A 15,188-nucleotide genomic window follows, 5' to 3' on the forward strand; every position below is an offset into this window, starting at 1 on the left:
CATGAGCCGGCGGGAGGATATACTGCTGGTTGATGCCTATAACATGATTGGCGCTTGGCCAATGCTGGAGAAGCTGAAGGACATCGGGCTCGAGGAAGCTCGGGATAAGCTGATGGACATGCTGGCTGATTATCAGGGCTTCACTGGGATGAGAATCTACGTCATATTCGATGCGCATCAAGTAGCGGGGCTTGGTGCGACATACAACCAGCATAAGCTGATTGTGGTCTATACGAAGGAGAAGGAGACGGCGGATGAGTGCATTGAGCGGCTTGTCAGCGAGCTGCACTCCAAGCGCCGTACGATCTATGTCGCAACTTCGGATATGGTTGAGCAGCATGTCATCTTCGGGATCGGGGCGCTTAGGCTGTCTGCTCGAGAGCTTCTCATTAATGTCGAACAGAGCCGCAAGCAGATGCAGAATACCCTCCTTCATGAACAGTCTTCCCCTGCGGGACGCAATCCCGTTGACGGCAATCTTACGCTAGATGTACGCAGCAAGCTCGAGCGCTGGAGAAGGGGTAATCTCTAACAGCTGCTCTAATTGTTAAGAGAATGTAAATCTTTTGTTTGGCTGATGTAATATATGTTAACACAATCGTAACGCGATCATCCCACTTTGTTACAAAAATGCTATAAATACGAGGATTTACGTATGTTTCCGCGGTTGACGGGCTCAGGCTACATAATGTATACTGACACTAGAATTTGCTAGATTTATGAGAGTGATAGTCTGGCAGTGTACGCCTTGCAGGCCGGAGGGATAGTTCGTGAGCATCGACCTCAGAGATACGAGTACGCACGAATATGACTGCAGAACGGACGAAGAGATCGTCGAAGCGGTCCGCAGAGACGAGAGCGAAGCGCTGGAATATTTAATTAACAAGTACAAGAACTTTGTCCGTGCTAAGGCGCGTTCTTACTTTCTAATTGGAGCAGACCGCGAGGATATTGTACAGGAAGGCATGATCGGACTGTATAAGGCCATTCGTGACTTCAAGGGTGACAAGCTAGCAAGCTTCAAGGCATTCGCAGAGCTCTGTATCACAAGGCAGATTATTACCGCGATTAAGACGGCCACTCGGCAGAAGCATATCCCCCTGAACTCCTACGTCTCATTGGACAAGCCGATCTATGATGAAGATTCCGACCGCACTCTGCTTGATGTCATCTGCGGAACCAGAGTGTCAGATCCAGAGGAACTAATTATTAATCAGGAAGAGTTCATCGGACTTGAGGACAAGATGTCTGAGATATTAAGCGATCTTGAGCGCAAGGTCTTAATGTTGTATCTCGATGGACGTTCCTATCAAGAGATAGCTGTGGACTTGAAGCGTCATGTGAAGTCTATTGATAACGCTCTGCAGCGAGTGAAGCGTAAGCTGGAGAAGTATCTGGAAGTAAGAGACATTGGCGGTTAGTGCCTGCTCGTGTTATATGTGGTTATGATCATAAGCGATCTGATGAGTCCGAGCACCGGGCTGTCAGGCGCTTTTTTTGCTATATTGCAATAATAGAATGTTAGGCGCGAGTACGGTATTTAAAATATGGAAACCGTCGATACTGATAGCACAACCAATCCCGCGTCTACACTAATGACTCGCTAAGGAAGACGAGATTCCCTTGGCAAAAGAAACCTAAAACCTTTAAACAAGGCTCAAGTCCACGCCTCCGGATGTATCTTTTTCGTTGACATCAAAATACCCGTATGATAAAGTGTTTGGGTAGCCCTGAATTTTTGCGGTTTTTTTGTAATGTGTGTAGGAATCAATGCTTAATCAATATATAAGCTTTATGATTCATATTTAGTAGCAAGTAGTTCGGGAGGTGTACTTCAATGCGGGTTATTATCACGTTGGCTTGCACAAACTGCAAACAAAGAAATTATGCGAGCAGCAAGAACAAACGCAATCACCCCGACCGCGTCGAGTTGAAGAAGTTTTGCAAGTTCTGTAACGAGCAGACTCCTCATCGCGAGACGAGATAGTCAATGGAGGTGTTGGCGTGACATTTTTGTCTAAACTGAAGCAAGGCTTCGGGACAACGTTTAGTTTCTTTGCTGACAGCTGGGCGGAACTGAAGAAGGTTCGCTGGCCAAACCGTAAAGAGTTAACAAGCTATTCGATCGTTGTTCTACTGACGATCACGTTTGTGACGATTTACTTTTGGCTTCTTGACATCGGGATCTCGTCTCTGGTTGAACTGATTGTTTAAGAAGGGTCCAAAGGTGGATTGTTATGGAAAAAAGATGGTACGTCGTTCATACCTACTCTGGGTATGAGAACAAGGTCAAGGCTAACTTAGAACGCCGTGTGGAATCGATGGGCATGGAAGACAAGATCTTCCGTGTGCTTGTACCGATGGAAGATGAAGTGGTAGAGAAGGACGGTAAGAAGAAGACTGTCCAGCGTAAGGTCTACCCCGGATATGTTCTCGTCGAGATGGTTCAGACGGATGATTCTTGGTACGTTGTTCGCAATACGCCAGGCGTGACGGGCTTTGTCGGATCAACCGGTGCTGGTTCCAAGCCGGTTCCTCTATTACCTGAAGAAGTGGATCAGATTCTGAAGCACATGGGTATGGAAGAGCCGAAGCCGAAGATCGAGTTCGATCTGAAGGAGACTGTTCGCGTTAAGGTAGGTCCTTTTGCAGACTTCGTCGGTACAGTAGAAGAGATTCTGCTCGACAAGGCGAAGCTCAAGGTGCATGTCAACATGTTTGGCAGGGAAACCCCGCTTGAGCTGGATTACACTCAGGTGGAGAAGATATAACGTCCGGTTTCCGGATTCATGCAAGGTATTATTGTTGTAAGGAGGTGTGTAGTCATGGCAAAGAAAGTCATCAAGATGGTCAAGCTGCAAGTTCCAGCAGGTAAGGCTAACCCGGCGCCGCCAATCGGTCCAGCACTAGGTCAAGCAGGCGTTAACATCATGGCATTCTGTAAGGAGTTCAACGCTCGTACAGCAGATCAAGCAGGTCTGATTATTCCGGTTGTTATTACCGTATTCGAAGATCGTTCATTCACCTTCGAGACGAAAACTCCACCGGCAGCGGTTCTTCTTCGTGTTGCAGCAGGTATCGAGAAGGGTTCAGGCGAGCCTAACAAGAAAAAAGTTGCAACAGTTAAACGTGCGAAAGTTCGTGAGATCGCTGAGCAAAAAATGCCCGATCTGAACGCGGCTTCTGTCGAAGCAGCAATGCTTATGATTGAAGGTACTGCGCGCAGTATGGGAGTTACAATCGTCGACTAATGACGAACGGCTTCCCCGTGAAGCCACACAAGAGCATTACCCTTGTAATGCTTGCGCTGCGGCGGCCGGTTGGCTGTCGCTAGTGGGAGGAATGCTCGCATTCATGCGAGTGTCCGCCAATACCACATAAGGAGGAGAATTCCAAATGGCTAAACATGGCAAGAAATATGTAGAAGCAGCTAAGCTGATTGACAGCGAAGCAACTTACGAGTCTCTAGAAGCAATTGAGCTTGTTAAGAAGACAGCAACAGCTAAGTTCGACGAATCTGTAGAAGTAGCTGTCCGTCTGGGTGTAGACCCGCGGAAACAAGACCAAGCTGTTCGTGGTGTAGTAGTCCTTCCTCACGGCACTGGTAAAACTAAGCGTGTACTCGTATTCGCAAAAGGCGAAAAAGCAAAAGAAGCGGAAGCTGCTGGCGCTGACTTCGTTGGCGATGCGGACATGATCAACAAAATCCAACAAGGCTGGTTCGAATTCGACGTCTGCGTAGCAACGCCGGACATGATGGCTGAAGTTGGTAAATTGGGTCGTATCCTCGGTGGTAAGGGCTTGATGCCTAACCCGAAAGCTGGTACAGTTACCTTCGACGTTACCAAAGCCGTGCAAGAAATCAAAGCCGGTAAAATTGAGTATCGTCTAGACAAAGCAGGTCAAATCCATGCTCCAATCGGTAAAGTATCCTTCGATGCAGAGAAGCTGAATGAAAACCTTCGCACTCTAGTTGAAGCTCTGAACCGTGCTAAGCCGGCAGCGGCTAAAGGGGTTTACCTGAAGAACATCGCCGTATCATCGACTATGGGTCCTGGCGCACGTGTTAACACAGCGTCATACCGTTAATCGATAACGGAACTAACTTCGAATACGCATACCGTAGACAGTAGGTGCCGCAAGGCTTAATTTCCTACCGAGGTGTTATGATAAACGTTCGTATGGTTTAAGCACTTGCTTGAGCACATGACGTAACCATCATGGCCTTCGCTGCGACACGCGAAGGCCTTTCTCATTCACCCTGGAGAGAGAAGCCCGCCCGAATAACGGAATGTATAAATACACGGGAGGTGTACAGATTGGCAAACGCTAAGATCATCCAAGAGAAACAACAAGCGGTTGAAGTCATTGCAGCTAAGCTGCGTGAGAGCTCATCCACTGTTGTAGCTGATTACCGCGGCTTGAACGTAGCGCAAGTAACTGAACTTCGTAAGCAACTGCGCGAAGCAGGTGTTGACTTCCAAGTTCTGAAGAACTCGCTCGTTCGTCGTGCAACAGCTTCTGCTGAATTGTCTGAACTGGACGCGATTCTTGCTGGACCAACAGCAATCGCATTCGGCGGCGAAGATGCAGTAGCGCCTGCTAAGATTCTTAACGACTTCGCTAAGAAGAACGATGCCCTTAAGCTTAAAGGCGGCGTTGTAGAAGGCAAAGTTGTAAGTATGGAACAAATCAAAGCGCTGGCGGAACTTCCGTCCCGCGAAGGCTTGCTCTCCATGCTACTCAGCGTGCTTCAAGCCCCAGTGCGCAACTTCGCGCTTGCGGTTAAAGCCGTATCCGAGAAGCAAGAAGCACAAGCTTAATCCAATAGCCAGCTAAGGCTGGTATCGTCATACAAAACTAAACTAAAACAATTCCTGGAGGTATAACAATGAGCAACGAGCAAATTTTGGAAGCCATTAAAGGCATGACTGTTCTTGAACTGAACGACCTGGTAAAAGCAATCGAAGAGGAATTCGGCGTAACAGCAGCAGCTCCTACAGTAGTAGCAGCTGGCGGCGCTGCAGAAGCTGCAGAGCAAACTGAATTCGATGTAATCCTTACTTCCGCAGGGGCATCCAAGATCAACGTAATCAAAGTGGTTCGCGAAATCACTGGTCTTGGCCTGAAAGAAGCAAAAGATCTAGTTGATGGCGCTCCTAAGCCAATCAAAGAAAAAGTTGCTAAAGAAGAAGCAGAAGCAGTTAAAGCGAAGCTTGAAGAAGCTGGCGCTGGCGTAGAAGTGAAGTAATTTCACTTCTCTTCTGATTCATAACGGCCCATCGCCTGTATAGGCGGATGTGATCGGCGAGCCCCTTGATGCCACTTGGCTTCAAGGGGTTCGTTCTATTATCTATATCTTACTTACAAGGGTTGGAGGGAAATTATGATGACTGACCACTACTATGCGCAGTCTCCTGGAGTGAAGCATGACAGACACAAGCTTCAGGTGAACATTCGCGGTATAGACTTCACCTTCATGACAGATGCCGGAGTATTCTCGAAGTCAGGGATTGACTATGGAAGTCGAGTGTTGCTGGATGCCCTCGAGCTTAACGGGAACGAGCGGATCTTAGATGTCGGCTGCGGCTATGGACCTATTGGCCTGACAGCAGCTAAGCTGGCGCCGCAAGGACATGTGACGATGGTAGACATTAATGAGAGAGCTGTAGCGCTGTCTCGTGAGAATGCGGTACGCAATGGGGTGAGTCATGTCGAAGTGCTTCAGAGCGATGCTTTGGCCGCGGTAGCAGATAGGCGTTATGACGTTATCCTCACGAACCCTCCTATCCGTGCTGGCAAGGCTGTCGTGCACCGTATTTTCGAGGAATCATGGTCATGCTTGAACCCAGGAGGCAGCTTGTGGGTGGTCATACAGAAGAAGCAAGGAGCTGCATCAGCAGAGGATAAGCTGGAGTCTCTGTTCGAAGAGGTTAGCGAGGTTACCAAGGACAAGGGGTACCGAATCTATCGGGCTATTAGAGGAGAGAGATAGGCAGTACTGGTTCGTAATGATGAAAAAGATATGATTGACTTCGGTTGACTGATGTGGTAATATTATAAAATGTCAGCATTAAATTGGGCTCAATCTCTTTAGTTAACTAAAATGTCAAGTGTGATTTTTAGGCGCTGAGTTGCATATTTTATAGGCATTTGACGTATAATGTTTAAATTTTGGGCAAAATTACTTGATATGAGAACCATTGCGCAAGCGCCGCGGGTGGTTGGCTGCCGGAACATGCTCTTTTTTCGAACTATTCGATAAGGGCTTTTCTTTATTTATAATCGTGGACGACATGCTCGTCTATGAGACGCAGTGAATATCGATGCTGTGAGACAGACATGAGGGGTGAGGTTAAGTTGGCAGGACAACTTGTTCAGTATGGTCGGCGCACGCGGAGAAGTTACGCCCGAATCAACGAAGTGCTGGAAGTCCCTAACCTGATTGAAATCCAACAGAAATCGTACGAGAAATTTCTTGACAATGATCTACTCGAATTGTTCCAAGATATCTCGCCGATTCAGGACTTTACAGGTAATCTATCGTTGGAATTTATCGACTATAGCTTGGGCGAACCGAAATATTCGGTTGATGAATCGAAGGAACGTGACGTAACGTATGCTGCTCCACTGCGCGTCAAAGTGCGGCTAATCAACAAGGAAACCGGCGAAGTCAAGGAACAAGAAGTGTTCATGGGTGACTTCCCGCTGATGACCGAGACCGGTACGTTTATTATTAACGGGGCGGAACGGGTAATCGTCAGCCAATTGGTTCGATCCCCCAGTGTGTACTTCAGCACGAAGGTCGACAAGAACGGCAAGAAAAACTATACCGCTACCGTTATTCCTAACCGTGGCGCGTGGCTAGAGCTAGAGACTGATGCTAAGGATATCGTCTACGTACGTATCGACCGCACCCGGAAGATTCCGGTCACGGTGCTTTTGCGTGCGCTTGGATTCGGTACCGATGCTGAGATCCTAGAATTGCTCGGTCATGATGAGTATATTCGCAATACGCTGGATAAGGACAACACCGATTCAACAGAGAAGGCTCTGATAGAGATCTATGAGCGTCTTCGTCCGGGCGAGCCTCCTACACTAGACAATGCGAAGAGCTTGCTCGTTGCTCGCTTCTTCGATCCAAAACGCTATGACCTAGCCAATGTAGGTCGTTACAAGATAAATAAAAAGCTTCACATCAAAAACCGGTTGTTCAATCAACGTCTTGCGGAGACGCTGGTAGATCCATCTACTGGTGAGATCATTGCGGAATCTGGACAGATGATTGACCGTCGTCTGCTCGATGAGATTCTTGAGAAGCTTGAGACGAATGTCGGCTTCAAGACTTACCATGTCGCTAATGGAGTGCTTGATGCGGATAGTATTCCACTACAGACAATCAGCGTATTCTCGCCGCTTGATGATGGCAAGGTCATTAAGGTAATTGCTAATGGTGTAATTGATAAGGCAGTGAAGAATATTACGCCTGCTGATATTATCTCCTCCATTAACTATTTCATTAACTTGCTGCACGGCGTTGGAAGCACGGATGATATTGATCACCTGGGTAACCGTCGTCTGCGTTCGGTTGGCGAATTGCTTCAGAACCAGTTCCGTATTGGTCTATCCCGTATGGAGCGTGTGGTTCGTGAGCGTATGTCGATTCAAGATGCTAATGCGATTACACCTCAGGCATTAATTAATATTAGACCGGTTATCGCATCGATTAAGGAGTTCTTCGGTTCATCCCAGTTGTCCCAGTTCATGGACCAGACGAATCCTCTTGCAGAGCTGACGCATAAGCGTCGTCTATCTGCCCTAGGACCCGGCGGTCTGACACGGGAACGCGCGGGCTTCGAGGTTCGAGATGTGCATACGTCCCATTACGGCCGTATGTGTCCAATCGAGACTCCGGAGGGACCGAACATCGGTCTTATTAACTCCTTGTCAACCTTCGCACGGATTAACGAATATGGCTTCATCGAGGCGCCGTATCGTTGGGTGGATCCGAAGACGGGTATTGTAACCGAGCAGATTGCCTACCTGACTGCAGACGAGGAAGACAACTATGTAGTCGCGCAAGCGAATGCGAAGCTGAATGATGAGAGCAGATTCCAGGAAGAGAATACGATTGTTCGTTACAACAAGCAATCGGATAATATCCTGACTATGCCGAGTGACCGCGTCGACTACATGGACGTATCGCCGAAGCAGGTCGTATCTGTCGCTACGGCGCTTATTCCGTTCCTAGAGAACGATGACTCCAACCGTGCACTAATGGGTTCGAACATGCAGCGTCAAGCGGTGCCATTGCTTATTCCGAAGTCTCCACTCGTTGGAACAGGGATGGAGCATAAGGCAGCGAAGGATTCAGGCGTATGTATCGTTGCGAAGCATGACGGTGTGATTGAGCGTGTGTCAGCCAATGAGATCTGGCTGCGCCGTGTAGAATATATTGACGGGAAGCCGGTTAACGGTGATCTGATCAAGCAGAAGCTTCACAAGTTCATGCGTTCTAACCAAGGAACGTGTATTAACCAGCGTCCGATTATTAACAAGGGCGATATCGTGAAGAAGGGCGACATACTCGCCGACGGTCCTTCCACGGAGCAGGGTGAACTGGCTCTTGGCCGCAACGTAGTCGTTGCGTTCATGACGTGGGAAGGCTACAACTACGAGGATGCGATTCTTCTAAGTGAGAAGCTTGTTAAGGAAGATGTCTACACTTCCATTCATATTGAAGAATATGAATCCGAAGCGCGTGACACGAAGCTTGGACCTGAAGAGATTACACGCGATATCCCGAACGTCGGGGAAGAAGCGCTTCGCAATCTTGATGAGCGCGGAATTATCCGTGTTGGTGCGGAGATCAGCGCTGGCGACATTCTAGTGGGCAAGGTTACTCCTAAGGGTGTAACTGAGCTGACTGCAGAAGAGCGCCTGCTGCATGCCATCTTCGGTGAGAAGGCTCGTGAAGTGCGTGACACATCCCTTCGCGTACCGCATGGTACGGACGGGATTGTCGTAGACGTGAAGGTATTCACTAGAGAGAATGGCGATGAGCTGCCTCCTGGCGTGAACCAACTCGTTCGTGCGTATATCGCTCAGAAGCGTAAGATCTCTGAAGGCGATAAGATGGCGGGACGCCACGGTAACAAAGGGGTTATCGCGCGCATCATGCCGGAAGAAGATATGCCGTTCCTGCCAGATGGCACTCCTGTTGAAGTTGTACTGAACCCGCTGGGTGTACCTTCACGGATGAACATCGGTCAGGTGCTAGAGGTTCACCTTGGTATGGCTTGTAAGCATCTTGGTATCCACTCTGCTACTCCAGTATTCGACGGAGCGAGAGAGCTCGATGTATTCGATACGATGGAAGAAGCCGGCATGCAGCGTAACGGTAAGACGATTCTGTACGATGGTCGTACAGGGGAGTCCTTCGAGCGTGAAGTAACGGTCGGCGTCATGTATATGATCAAGCTTGCCCACATGGTTGACGATAAGATCCATGCACGTTCCACAGGTCCTTACTCACTCGTTACGCAGCAGCCACTGGGCGGTAAGGCTCAATTCGGCGGACAGCGGTTCGGGGAGATGGAAGTATGGGCGCTTGAGGCTTACGGCGCAGCTTATACTCTCCAAGAGATTCTGACCGTTAAGTCTGATGACGTGGTAGGTCGTGTGAAGACGTACGAATCCATCGTTAAGGGAGAGAACGTCCCAGAGCCAGGTGTTCCTGAGTCGTTCAAGGTACTCATCAAGGAGCTTCAGAGCCTTGGTATGGACGTGAAGATCCTGTCAGCAGATGAGACAGAGATCGAGATGAGAGAGATGGACGATGAAGACGATGGCTCAGGTGACAAGCTCAACCTGAACATTGAAGGCGCGGAAGTCGGAGTTGTTGAATAGTACTGAGGCAAGCATCCCGTTTTCTCCAATCGAGAGACGGGATGCCCCGCAGGTTAGATACAGTCATACAAGACGAAGGAGGGTTGCTCCTTGTTGGACGTAAACAATTTTGAATATATGAAAATTGGTCTGGCATCGCCGGATAAAATTCGTTCGTGGTCCCGCGGAGAGGTTAAGAAACCGGAGACAATCAACTACAGGACGTTGAAGCCGGAAAAAGAAGGACTCTTCTGCGAAAAGATTTTTGGACCAACCAAGGATTGGGAATGTCATTGCGGAAAGTATAAGCGTGTACGTTACAAAGGCGTAGTCTGCGATCGCTGCGGCGTCGAAGTAACACGTGCTAAAGTACGCCGTGAACGTATGGGCCATATTGAGCTTGCTGCTCCAGTGTCGCATATCTGGTACTTCAAAGGAATTCCGAGCCGCATGGGTCTTGCACTTGATATGTCTCCTCGTTCTCTTGAAGAGATTATCTACTTTGCATCTTATGTTGTAACTGATCCAGGGGAGACACCTCTAGAGAAGAAACAGCTGCTCTCTGAGAAGGAATACCGCAGCTATCGTGAGAAGTACGGCTATGGCTTCCATGCTGGCATGGGTGCCGAAGCGGTGAAGAAGCTGCTTCAAGATATTGATGTAGATAAGGAACTTGAGATGCTTCGCGAGGAGCTGCGCACGGCCCAAGGCCAGCGTCGTAACCGCGCGATTAAGCGTCTAGAAGTAGTTGAAGCGTTCCGTAACTCTGGCAATGCTCCGGAGTGGATGATTCTAGATGTGCTTCCGGTTATTCCACCTGAGCTTCGCCCGATGGTACAGCTCGATGGCGGCCGATTCGCAACTTCTGACCTTAATGATCTATATCGTAGAGTAATTAACCGTAATAACCGTCTTAAGCGTCTGCTTGATCTTGGAGCACCGGATATCATTGTTCAGAATGAGAAGCGGATGCTGCAGGAAGCAGTAGATGCCTTGATTGACAACGGTCGTCGTGGTCGTCCAGTTACAGGACCAGGTAACCGCCCTCTGAAGTCCCTTAGCCACATGCTGAAGGGTAAGCAAGGCCGCTTCCGTCAGAACTTGCTAGGTAAGCGTGTTGACTACTCTGGTCGTTCCGTAATCGTTGTTGGACCGAACCTGAAGATGTTCCAATGCGGTCTGCCTAAGGAGATGGCGCTGGAGCTGTTCAAGCCGTTCGTCATGAAGGAGCTTGTGAATAAGGGTCTAGCCCACAACATTAAGAGTGCGAAGCGCAAGGTAGAGCGTGTAAGCCCTGAAGTGTGGGATGTTCTCGAAGAAGTCATCAAGGAGCATCCGGTTCTGCTGAACCGTGCACCGACTCTTCATAGACTTGGTATTCAAGCGTTCGAACCGATACTGGTTGAAGGCCGTGCCATTAAGCTTCACCCTCTCGTATGTACAGCCTACAATGCTGACTTCGATGGTGACCAGATGGCGGTTCACGTTCCACTGTCAGCTGAAGCTCAAGCCGAAGCTCGTCTGCTGATGCTTGCTTCCGGTAACATCTTGAATCCTAAGGACGGCAAGCCAGTCGTCACGCCTTCACAGGATATGGTTCTAGGCAGTTACTACCTGACGATGGACAACAATGAAGCGAAGGGCAGCGGATCGGTATTCGGTACTGTGAACGAAGCGATCTCAGCGTACCAACGCGGAATTGTCTCGCTGCATGCTCGAATCTTCATTCCGGTTCGCGTGCTGAACAAGAAGACCTTCACCGAGCAGCAGCAGAAGTCGCTTATCTGTACAACGGTCGGTAAGGTTATCTTCAACGAGATCTATCCGGATTCGTTCCCATACATTAACGAGGCAACTAAGGCTAACTTACTGCAGGGTACTCCGGACAAATACTTCGTCTACGAGAAGGGCAGCGATCTGACGAAGTTCGCAGCTGATCTTCCAATCGCAGGCGGTGTGGGCAAGGAATACCTCGGCAATATTATTGCAGAGTGCTTCCGTCAGTACCATACAACCTTAACTTCGATCATTCTTGACCGAATCAAGCAGCTTGGCTTCACGTACTCCACTCGCGCGGGTATTACCGTTGCGGTATCGGATGTTATCGTGCCTGAAGAGAAGCAGCAGATTCTGGCTGAGTCGGATGAGAAGGTTAAGATCGTTATGAATCAGTACCGTCGCGGTCTGATTACGAACGAAGAGCGTTATGACCGTGTTATTCAGATCTGGAGTAAGTGTAAGGACCAGATTACCGATATCCTCATGAAGTCGATGGATCGTTACAACTCCATCATGCTCATGGTTGATTCCAAGGCACGGGGTAACAAATCTCAGATTACACAGCTAGGCGGAATGCGTGGACTGATGGCGAACCCGTCTGGACGTATTATCGAATTGCCGATCAAGTCGAACTTCCGTGAAGGCCTAACCGTCCTCGAGTACTTCATCTCGACTCACGGAGCGCGTAAAGGTCTTGCCGATACCGCTCTTCGTACAGCCGATTCCGGTTACCTGACACGTCGTCTGGTTGACGTTGCTCAAGACGTAATCGTACGTGAAGAGAACTGTGGAACGGACAAAGGCTTCACTGTAAGCAAGATTCAAGACGGCAAGGAAGTTATTGAGGATCTGTACGACCGTATCGAAGGGCGCTATTCCTTCGAGACGATTCGCCATCCGCAGACGGGTGAAGTGCTTGTTAACCGTAACGAGCTCATCGATTCCGGCAAGGCGGACGCGATTATCGATTCAGGTATCGAGAAGCTTCAGATTCGCTCTGTGCTTAGCTGCCGTGCTCGTCACGGTGTCTGCAAGATCTGTTATGGCCGTAACTTGGCAACAGGCAAGCATGTTGAGATCGGTGAAGCGGTTGGTATTATCGCTGCTCAATCGATCGGTGAGCCAGGAACCCAGCTTACGATGCGTACGTTCCATACCGGCGGTGTTGCCGGTGATGATATTACGCAAGGTCTTCCGCGTATTCAGGAGCTATTCGAAGCACGTAATCCTAAGGGTCAAGCGATTATTACTGAGCTTGACGGTGTCATTAAGGAGATTCGTGAAGCGAAGGATCGCCGTGAGATCGAAGTTCAGGGTGAAGCTGAATCCAAGGTGTATGCTGTTACTTACGGATCACGTATCCGCGTAACGGTAGGCCAGCATATTGAAGCCGGAGATGAGCTGACAGACGGCTCTATTGATCCGAAGGATATGCTGCGCATCAAGGGCATCCGCGGCGTTCAGAACTACATCCTGCAAGAAGTACAGCGTGTATACCGGAACCAAGGGGTAGAAATCAATGACAAGCACGTTGAGGTCATGATTAAGCAGATGCTCCGGAAGATCCGAATCGTAGACGCCGGCAATACGCCGCTTCTGCCAGGTGCATTCGTTGACATTCATGAGTACGAATCCGCTAACCGTGACGCTCTGTTGTCAGGCCTTGAGCCTGCTGTCGCGAAGCCGGTACTGCTCGGAATTACGAAGGCATCGCTTGAGACAGATTCCTTCCTGTCCGCTGCTTCCTTCCAAGAGACGACTCGCGTCCTTACCGACGCAGCGATTAAGGGAAAAGTTGACCAGTTGCTTGGCCTGAAGGAGAATGTTATCATTGGTAAGCTGATTCCTGCAGGTACAGGGATGACGCGCTACCGCAGCATCAAGCTGGCTGGGCTGGAAGATGACGTGGAGCTCGCTGAAGGCGAACTCGAGAATGAAGTTGTAACTGTGGAATAGCACATGTACAACATGCTCGATTAGCTTGCATGTATATAAGTAGAGCGAGACACTCTAATCGCCCTTAACGGATGGAGTGTCCGCTCTTTTCTATGAATGATGACAAGCAAGTCTCATCCTAGAGCCTCATCCTAAATCTTAACAATAGAAGCATCTGAAAGATTGTTGACATTGGCGTTCGTCAGGTGTTACTATATTGGAGTGTGCCTATGAGATATTGTATTGGCATGAAGCAGACGACGAAGATAGTGGAGCAAGGCTTAGCTATCCAAGTTATCATTGCTCGAGATACAGATCCAAGGATGATCGAGAGAATCGTTCATCTCTGTGAGCGGATGAGTGTTCCGGTGGTATGGTCCGATACGATGAGAGAGCTCGGAGAGCAATTGAAGATCGATGTTGGTGCCGCTATGGCAGCACTTGTAGCTGACGAAGAATAAGGAAATGTTGTTTTTGCTGGTGTGATTATTCACGGATAAGCAACCGGCAAGAACTTTTGTTTGTTCTTTTATGAACCGCCTGGATCTGTGGGCTTACGAAGCTGGGTTGAATGTCTACCAATTGAACAGACATGCAAATATAGGAAGGGGGTGGCAACATGCCAACAATTAATCAGCTAGTCCGCAAAGGTCGCCAAGCTAAAGTGGTTAAATCGAAATCACCTGCCCTGCAGAGAGGTTTCAATGCCCTGAAACGTGAGGCAACTGATATCAGCGCTCCTCAGAAGCGTGGTGTATGTACTCGTGTAGGCACAATGACGCCTAAGAAACCAAACTCCGCACTTCGTAAGTATGCTCGTGTTCGCTTGACGAACCGCGTAGAGGTTACTGCTTACATCCCAGGTATCGGTCATAACCTTCAAGAGCACAGCGTGGTATTGATTCGTGGAGGCCGGGTTAAGGATCTTCCGGGTGTACGTTATCATATCGTTCGCGGCGCACTTGATACATCCGGTGTTAACAACCGTATGCAAGCTCGTTCCAAGTACGGCACGAAGCGTCCAAAAGCTAAGAAATCCTAAGCATAACTGCATGGCAAACATGCAATGCTAGAATGTAACAACTACTAGAAGAAAGGGGGACTTTCTCATGCCACGCAAAGGTCCAGTAACAAAACGCGATGTGCTGCCAGATCCGTTATACAACAGCAAGTTGGTTACTCGTCTAATCAACCGTATTATGCTTGATGGTAAGCGCGGTGTTGCAGCTACACTATTGTATGATGCATTCAAGCTGATCCAAGAACGCACGGGTAAAGATCCAATGGAAGTGTTCGAAGCAGCTCTTAAAAATATCATGCCAGTACTTGAGGTTAAAGCTCGTCGTGTTGGTGGTGCAAACTATCAAGTACCGATCGAAGTTAAGCCTGAGCGTCGTACGGCTCTTGGTCTCCGTTGGCTCGTGAACTACTCACGTAACCGCGGTGAGAAGACAATGGAAGAGCGTCTAGCAGCTGAGATCACTGATGCTTCCAATAACACTGGTGCATCCGTGAAGAAGCGCGAAGACACGCACAAGATGGCTGAAGCGAACAAAGCGTTCGCTCACTACCGTTGGTAGAATAAG

At 48.9% G+C, this 15,188-nt stretch carries 15 protein-coding genes and 1 other annotated feature; all 15 genes read left to right on the forward strand.

Annotation, left to right across the window (positions count from 1 at the left end; genetic code table 11):
• Position 1 precedes the first annotated feature (1 nt).
• The 15 genes from ACFO9Q_RS14850 (at position 2) to rpsG (ending at position 15,182) form a co-directional block, all read left to right on the forward strand.
• Positions 2-532, forward strand: coding sequence for an NYN domain-containing protein (locus ACFO9Q_RS14850; protein WP_379183375.1), 531 nt, complete (start codon positions 2-4; stop codon positions 530-532).
• Positions 533-770: 238 nt separating this feature from the next.
• Complete coding sequence (sigH, locus tag ACFO9Q_RS14855) at positions 771-1,421, forward strand: RNA polymerase sporulation sigma factor SigH (RefSeq protein ID WP_379183377.1); 651 nt, start codon at positions 771-773, stop codon at positions 1,419-1,421.
• A gap of 416 nt (positions 1,422-1,837) precedes the next feature.
• The gene (rpmG, locus tag ACFO9Q_RS14860; RefSeq protein WP_379183379.1) at positions 1,838-1,987 is read left to right on the forward strand and encodes a 50S ribosomal protein L33; all 150 of its coding nucleotides are present in this window, start codon (positions 1,838-1,840) and stop codon (positions 1,985-1,987) included.
• A 17-nt stretch (positions 1,988-2,004) separates the two neighbouring features.
• Entirely contained in the window at positions 2,005-2,214 is a 210-nt protein-coding gene (secE, locus tag ACFO9Q_RS14865; RefSeq protein WP_379183381.1) for a preprotein translocase subunit SecE, read from the forward strand.
• Positions 2,215-2,237: 23 nt separating this feature from the next.
• Positions 2,238-2,771 carry a transcription termination/antitermination protein NusG gene (gene nusG / locus ACFO9Q_RS14870; protein WP_379183383.1) on the forward strand — a complete coding sequence of 178 codons (534 nt, stop codon included), beginning with the start codon at positions 2,238-2,240 and terminating at the stop codon, positions 2,769-2,771.
• A 54-nt stretch (positions 2,772-2,825) separates the two neighbouring features.
• A complete protein-coding gene (gene rplK, locus ACFO9Q_RS14875) occupies positions 2,826-3,251 on the forward strand; it encodes a 50S ribosomal protein L11 (RefSeq protein WP_127497469.1) in 426 nt (141 codons plus the stop codon).
• 145 nt (positions 3,252-3,396) lie between these two features.
• Entirely contained in the window at positions 3,397-4,089 is a 693-nt protein-coding gene (gene rplA, locus ACFO9Q_RS14880) for a 50S ribosomal protein L1 (protein WP_379183386.1), read from the forward strand.
• Between the two features lie 13 nt (positions 4,090-4,102).
• Positions 4,103-4,263: a sequence feature (ribosomal protein L10 leader region), on the forward strand.
• Positions 4,264-4,319: 56 nt separating this feature from the next.
• Positions 4,320-4,823 (forward strand): 50S ribosomal protein L10, encoded by a 504-nt coding sequence (rplJ, locus tag ACFO9Q_RS14885; RefSeq protein WP_379183388.1) that lies wholly within the window; start codon positions 4,320-4,322, stop codon positions 4,821-4,823.
• 68 nt (positions 4,824-4,891) lie between these two features.
• A complete protein-coding gene (gene rplL / locus ACFO9Q_RS14890; RefSeq protein ID WP_379183390.1) occupies positions 4,892-5,251 on the forward strand; it encodes a 50S ribosomal protein L7/L12 in 360 nt (119 codons plus the stop codon).
• Between the two features lie 138 nt (positions 5,252-5,389).
• The gene (locus ACFO9Q_RS14895) at positions 5,390-5,995 is read left to right on the forward strand and encodes a class I SAM-dependent methyltransferase (protein ID WP_379183485.1); all 606 of its coding nucleotides are present in this window, start codon (positions 5,390-5,392) and stop codon (positions 5,993-5,995) included.
• Between the two features lie 365 nt (positions 5,996-6,360).
• On the forward strand, positions 6,361-9,909 hold the full coding sequence (gene rpoB / locus ACFO9Q_RS14900) for a DNA-directed RNA polymerase subunit beta (protein WP_379183392.1): 3,549 nt from the start codon (positions 6,361-6,363) through the stop codon (positions 9,907-9,909).
• Between the two features lie 90 nt (positions 9,910-9,999).
• A complete protein-coding gene (gene rpoC, locus ACFO9Q_RS14905) occupies positions 10,000-13,623 on the forward strand; it encodes a DNA-directed RNA polymerase subunit beta' (protein ID WP_379183394.1) in 3,624 nt (1,207 codons plus the stop codon).
• A gap of 209 nt (positions 13,624-13,832) precedes the next feature.
• Positions 13,833-14,063: a ribosomal L7Ae/L30e/S12e/Gadd45 family protein gene (locus ACFO9Q_RS14910; protein ID WP_379183396.1), complete on the forward strand. Its 231-nt coding sequence runs from the start codon at positions 13,833-13,835 to the stop codon at positions 14,061-14,063.
• 158 nt (positions 14,064-14,221) lie between these two features.
• Positions 14,222-14,644 carry a 30S ribosomal protein S12 gene (gene rpsL / locus ACFO9Q_RS14915; protein WP_379183398.1) on the forward strand — a complete coding sequence of 141 codons (423 nt, stop codon included), beginning with the start codon at positions 14,222-14,224 and terminating at the stop codon, positions 14,642-14,644.
• A 67-nt stretch (positions 14,645-14,711) separates the two neighbouring features.
• The gene (gene rpsG, locus ACFO9Q_RS14920; RefSeq protein ID WP_379183400.1) at positions 14,712-15,182 is read left to right on the forward strand and encodes a 30S ribosomal protein S7; all 471 of its coding nucleotides are present in this window, start codon (positions 14,712-14,714) and stop codon (positions 15,180-15,182) included.
• Positions 15,183-15,188: the final 6 nt, after the last annotated feature.

The organism is Paenibacillus sp. GCM10023252 (assembly GCF_042653305.1).
In the GTDB taxonomy this organism is placed as follows: Bacteria; Bacillota; Bacilli; order Paenibacillales; family Paenibacillaceae; genus Pristimantibacillus.